Source organism: Bradyrhizobium sp. (assembly GCF_028868675.1).
Taxonomy (GTDB): Bacteria; Pseudomonadota; Alphaproteobacteria; order Rhizobiales; family Xanthobacteraceae; genus Bradyrhizobium.
The window spans coordinates 1-3,977 of the sequence record NZ_JAGWUA010000301.1 but is presented as its reverse complement, the minus strand read 5'-3'; the positions used below and the strand labels follow the sequence as shown (position 1 = coordinate 3,977).

The 3,977-nt window shown below is 65.9% G+C and carries 4 protein-coding genes; all 4 read right to left on the bottom strand.

All coding sequences use genetic code 11. The features are described from left to right. Window positions 1–162: 162 nt before the first annotated feature. Window positions 163–450 carry a 1,2-phenylacetyl-CoA epoxidase subunit PaaB gene (paaB, locus tag KGM94_RS24020; protein WP_300264844.1) on the bottom strand — a complete coding sequence of 96 codons (288 nt, stop codon included), beginning with the start codon at window positions 448–450 and terminating at the stop codon, window positions 163–165. A 19-nt stretch (window positions 451–469) separates the two neighbouring features. Then, window positions 470–1,462 (bottom strand): 1,2-phenylacetyl-CoA epoxidase subunit PaaA, encoded by a 993-nt coding sequence (paaA, locus tag KGM94_RS24015; protein ID WP_300264841.1) that lies wholly within the window; start codon window positions 1,460–1,462, stop codon window positions 470–472. A gap of 75 nt (window positions 1,463–1,537) precedes the next feature. Next, window positions 1,538–2,410: a phenylacetic acid degradation operon negative regulatory protein PaaX gene (gene paaX / locus KGM94_RS24010; protein ID WP_300264838.1), complete on the bottom strand. Its 873-nt coding sequence runs from the start codon at window positions 2,408–2,410 to the stop codon at window positions 1,538–1,540. 130 nt (window positions 2,411–2,540) lie between these two features. After that, the gene (locus tag KGM94_RS24005) at window positions 2,541–3,827 is read right to left on the bottom strand and encodes a DUF445 domain-containing protein (protein ID WP_300264836.1); all 1,287 of its coding nucleotides are present in this window, start codon (window positions 3,825–3,827) and stop codon (window positions 2,541–2,543) included. Window positions 3,828–3,977 lie beyond the last annotated feature (150 nt).

The following is a 3,977-nucleotide window of genomic DNA, read 5'->3' as shown; positions in this document are numbered from 1 at the left end:
CCGAGGGGCCGACCCGCCTTAGATGAAAATGGGTGAGCCACTCTGACTGAGTTTAGACCGGTACCCACCCACTTTCTTCCTAGGAGCGAAGCGACGAAGCAATCCACGCTTTCCTTGCGGCGAGATGGATTACTTCGCTTCGCTCGCAATGACGGCGGGCCGTCACATGTGCCCGACTTCTTCCGGCACCTCATAAAACGTCGGATGCCGGTAGACCTTGGACTCCGCCGGCTCGAACATCATGCCCTTCTCGGCGGGATCGGAGGCCGTGATCGCGCGCGACGGCACGACCCAGATCGACAGGCCCTCGCCGCGGCGGGTGTAGACGTCGCGCGCGGCCTGCAGCGCCATGGTCGCGTCGCTCGCATGCAGCGAGCCGACATGCTTGTGCGCAAGCCCGTTGCGGCTGCGAATGAAGACTTCCCACAGCGGCGTATTCGGCGTGGTCATTGCGATCTCCCGACTCTATTCATTCGGCGGCCTGCGCGGCCCGACGGTATTGTCGTTTCTTCGCGTAGGCGGCCGCCGCCTCGCGCACCCAGGCGCCGTCCTCGTGCGCCTTGCGCCGCGCGGCCATGCGGTCGCGGTTGCAGGGGCCATTGCCGGCGAGCACCTGCCTGAACTCGTCCCAGTCGATCGCGCTGTAGCGCCAGTGTCCGTCGGCGTCCTGCGTCATGCCGGCGTCGGGAATGGTGAGGCCGAGATAGTGCGCCTGCGGCACGGTGGCATCGACGAACTTCTGGCGCAGCTCGTCATTGGAGAAGCGCTTGATCTTCCACCTGGTCGAGGCGTCGCCGTGCTGGCTCGCCGCGTCGGGCGGACCGAACATCATCAGCACCGGCCACCACCAGCGGTTCAGCGCATCCTGCGCCATCGCCTTCTGCTCCTCGGAGCCGCGGGCGAGCGTCAGCACGATCTCGTAGCCCTGGCGCTGGTGGAACGACTCTTCCTTGCACACCCGGATCATCGCGCGGGCGTACGGGCCGTAGGAGCAGCGGCACAGCGGGATCTGGTTCATGATCGCCGCGCCGTCGACCAGCCAGCCGATCACGCCGATGTCGGCCCAGGTCAACGTCGGATAGTTGAAGATGGAGGAGTATTTCGCCTTGCCAGCCAGCATCGCGTCGACCAATTCCTCGCGCGAGGCCCCCAACGTCTCGGCGGCGGCATAGAGATAGAGGCCGTGGCCGCACTCGTCCTGCACCTTGGCGAGCAGTGCCGCCTTGCGGCGCAGCGTCGGCGCCCGCGTGATCCAGTTGCCCTCCGGCAGCATGCCGACGACTTCGGAATGGGCGTGCTGGGAGATCTGGCGGACCAGCGTCTTGCGATAGGCCGCCGGCATCCAGTCGTTCGGCTCGATGCGCTCCTCGGCATCGATGCGCGCCTGGAAACGGCCGGCGTGCTCCGCATCCTCGAAATTGCGGTCGTCCGCCTCGGCCGTGTTGAGCGCCTGGGTGTACATGCGCGACCTCCCGATTTATTGGAGGTAATATATGACAAAATTCGATTGATGCAAGAATTTTATGTAACATAATTCCTAGTGTGCAACGCCAAAGCGGCGCTCCAGCACCTTGCGGGCGGCCGGCAGCGGCCCCTTCTCGTTGGTTCCATGCCGGTCAAGCCATTGTTCCGACGGCACGAGCAGCGCCCGATAGATCTCGCCACAGAGTTCGCGAGCGGCCCGGCCCGGCCAATCCGCCGGCAGCAGCCCGTCCGGCAGCAGCGGATCGCGCAACACCACGCGGCGGTAGGAGTGGATGAGCAGGACGCGCGCGGTGAAGGCGTCGGCGTCGGACAGGCCGCTGCCGCGCCCGATCGCGCGGCGCAGCGGCGCGAACATCTTCATGAACTCGAGGTAGGCATCCGCGATGCGCTCGAGCGGCCAGCTTGCGCTGAGCAGGCGGCGCCCGGCATCATCCTCGGCGGAGACCTCCAGGCGGATGGCGCTCTCGGCCTCCTCCGGCACGGCAACGCCCGACGGCGCGACCCACACGCCCGGCAGCGGACTGCCGAAGCCGGCATTGCCCAACGCCTCGCGCGCGGCGTCGCGGTCTTCGCCGTTGCTGATCAGGAGCAGTTCGAACCAGCCGGTCCAGCCGGAGGGCGGCGGATCGTAGATGTGGCGCGTCGCAGCCTCGAACGTCTGCCGGCCCTTCGCGGCCAGCCGATAGAAACTGTTGCGGCCGACCTTTTCGCGCGTCAGCCAGCCGTCGGCGGCGAGCCGCGACATCGCGGTGCGCACCACGCCGCTGTCGATGTCCAGGCCAGCGAAGAATTCGAGCAGCGTCCCCAGCCACACCGAGCCGCCACGCGGCACGATGGCGTCGCCGAACACGGTGATGACGATGGAGCCGGTGCGCGACGGCTCGCGCTTGAGCTGGTCGACGATGCGGGAAAGCGGATGCGCCATGCATCAAGCCATAGCGCGATTTGCGCGGATGCGACAATGCCTCGCACGCTCTGCCTTTTTCCCCTTCTTCCGCAGGGCAACATCAATCAGCTCTGCGGCCGGTTCAGGCATTCAAGGCTCGAGGCAAAGGTCACAACAATCGCAGCAGGAATTCGATCGTGTAGAGCGCAAGTCCGGCGAGGCCGCCGATCAGCGAGCCGTTGAAGCGGATGTATTGCAGATCGCGGCCGATGTTGACCTCGATCAGCGAGATCAGCTGCGCCATGTTCCACGACTTCACCTGGTCGGAGATGAAGGTGGAGACGCCGCTCTTCTGGTCGGCGACGAAGCTGCGCAGCACGGCCACCAGCCCCTGGTTGATCTCGCCACGCAGTTCGGCGTCGCTCGCGAGCACCTCGCCGGCTTTCACGAACATCCCGGCGAGGTGATGCTGCAGCACCTGGGTTTCGCCGGCCGCGCTGCGCTCGATGAAGCTCTTCGTGTTGGCCCAGACGGTGCGGGCGAGATCGGCGAGTTCGGGCCTCGCCAAGAGATCGCGCTTCAATCCGTCGATGCGCTCGACATAGGCCTTGTCAGTGCCGAGCCGGTCGACGAAGTTGAGCACCATGCGGTCGAACTCGCCGCGGAACGGATGCCTGGAATCGGCGCGCACCTCCTCGAAGAAGGCGGTGGCGGACGCCACGATCTTGTTCACCAGAAATTTGTCGGCGCGATAGAGCCTCAGCAGCGTCGGCAGCTCCGCGCGCACCTTCTCGCGGATCATCGCCATGGTCTCGACCTGCGTCAGCGTGTCATGCATCACGCGCAGGAGATCGTCGAACAGGATCTGGTGCCGCCCCTGTTGCACGAAGCCGCGCAGCGTACCGGCGGCGAGCGGCGCCAGATCGATCGACTGCAGTTGCGAGTTGAGGCGGCGGATGATGAAGGTCATCAGGCCGGAGGTTTCCGTCGCGGAGAAGGCCTCGGGCAACAGGCGCAGCGCAAAGCGGGCGAGATCGTCGCTGCGCTTGCGGTCGCGCAGCCAGTCGGCGATGAACGTGCCGAAGTCGATCTCCTTGAGCTTGGCCTCGACCGGGCCCGCCTCGAGGAAATGCACCTCGATGAACTCACCGAGCTTGTCGGCGATGCGCTGCTGGTTGCTCTGGATGATCGCGGTATGCGGAATCGGCAGGCCCAAGGGCCGCTTGAACAGCGCGACCACCGCATACCAGTCGGCGAGCCCGCCGATGGTCGCGGCTTCCGCGAAGGCGGCGACGAAGCCGAACGCCGGATGCACGTTCAACAGCCACTTTGCGACCACGAACAGCGCGAGCGTGAACGCCAGCACCAGCGTCGCCAGCGCCTTGACGCGCCGCAGCTCGGCCGCGCGCTCCGCGTCGGCCGGGGTGTCGAAGGAGAAGGGGGAGGGCGTGGTCATGGCGGAATCACAGTACCCCGTCATTGCAAGCGAAGCGAAGCAATCCAGATCCTTTCCGCGGAGAGACTCTGGATCGCTTCGTCGCTTCCGCTCCTCGCAATGACGGCGGCGCAAAAAACAAGGCCCGCCGAAGCGGGCCCTGAAACGCAG

Excerpts from the sequence above, each read along its gene's own strand:
- paaB (WP_300264844.1), bottom strand. The coding sequence starts at position 450 with ATGACCACGCCGAATACGCCGCTGTGGGAAGTCTTCATTCGCAGCCGC.
- paaA (WP_300264841.1), bottom strand. The coding sequence starts at position 1,462 with ATGTACACCCAGGCGCTCAACACGGCCGAGGCGGACGACCGCAATTTC.
- paaX (WP_300264838.1), bottom strand. The coding sequence starts at position 2,410 with ATGGCGCATCCGCTTTCCCGCATCGTCGACCAGCTCAAGCGCGAGCCG.
- KGM94_RS24005 (WP_300264836.1), bottom strand. The coding sequence starts at position 3,827 with ATGACCACGCCCTCCCCCTTCTCCTTCGACACCCCGGCCGACGCGGAG.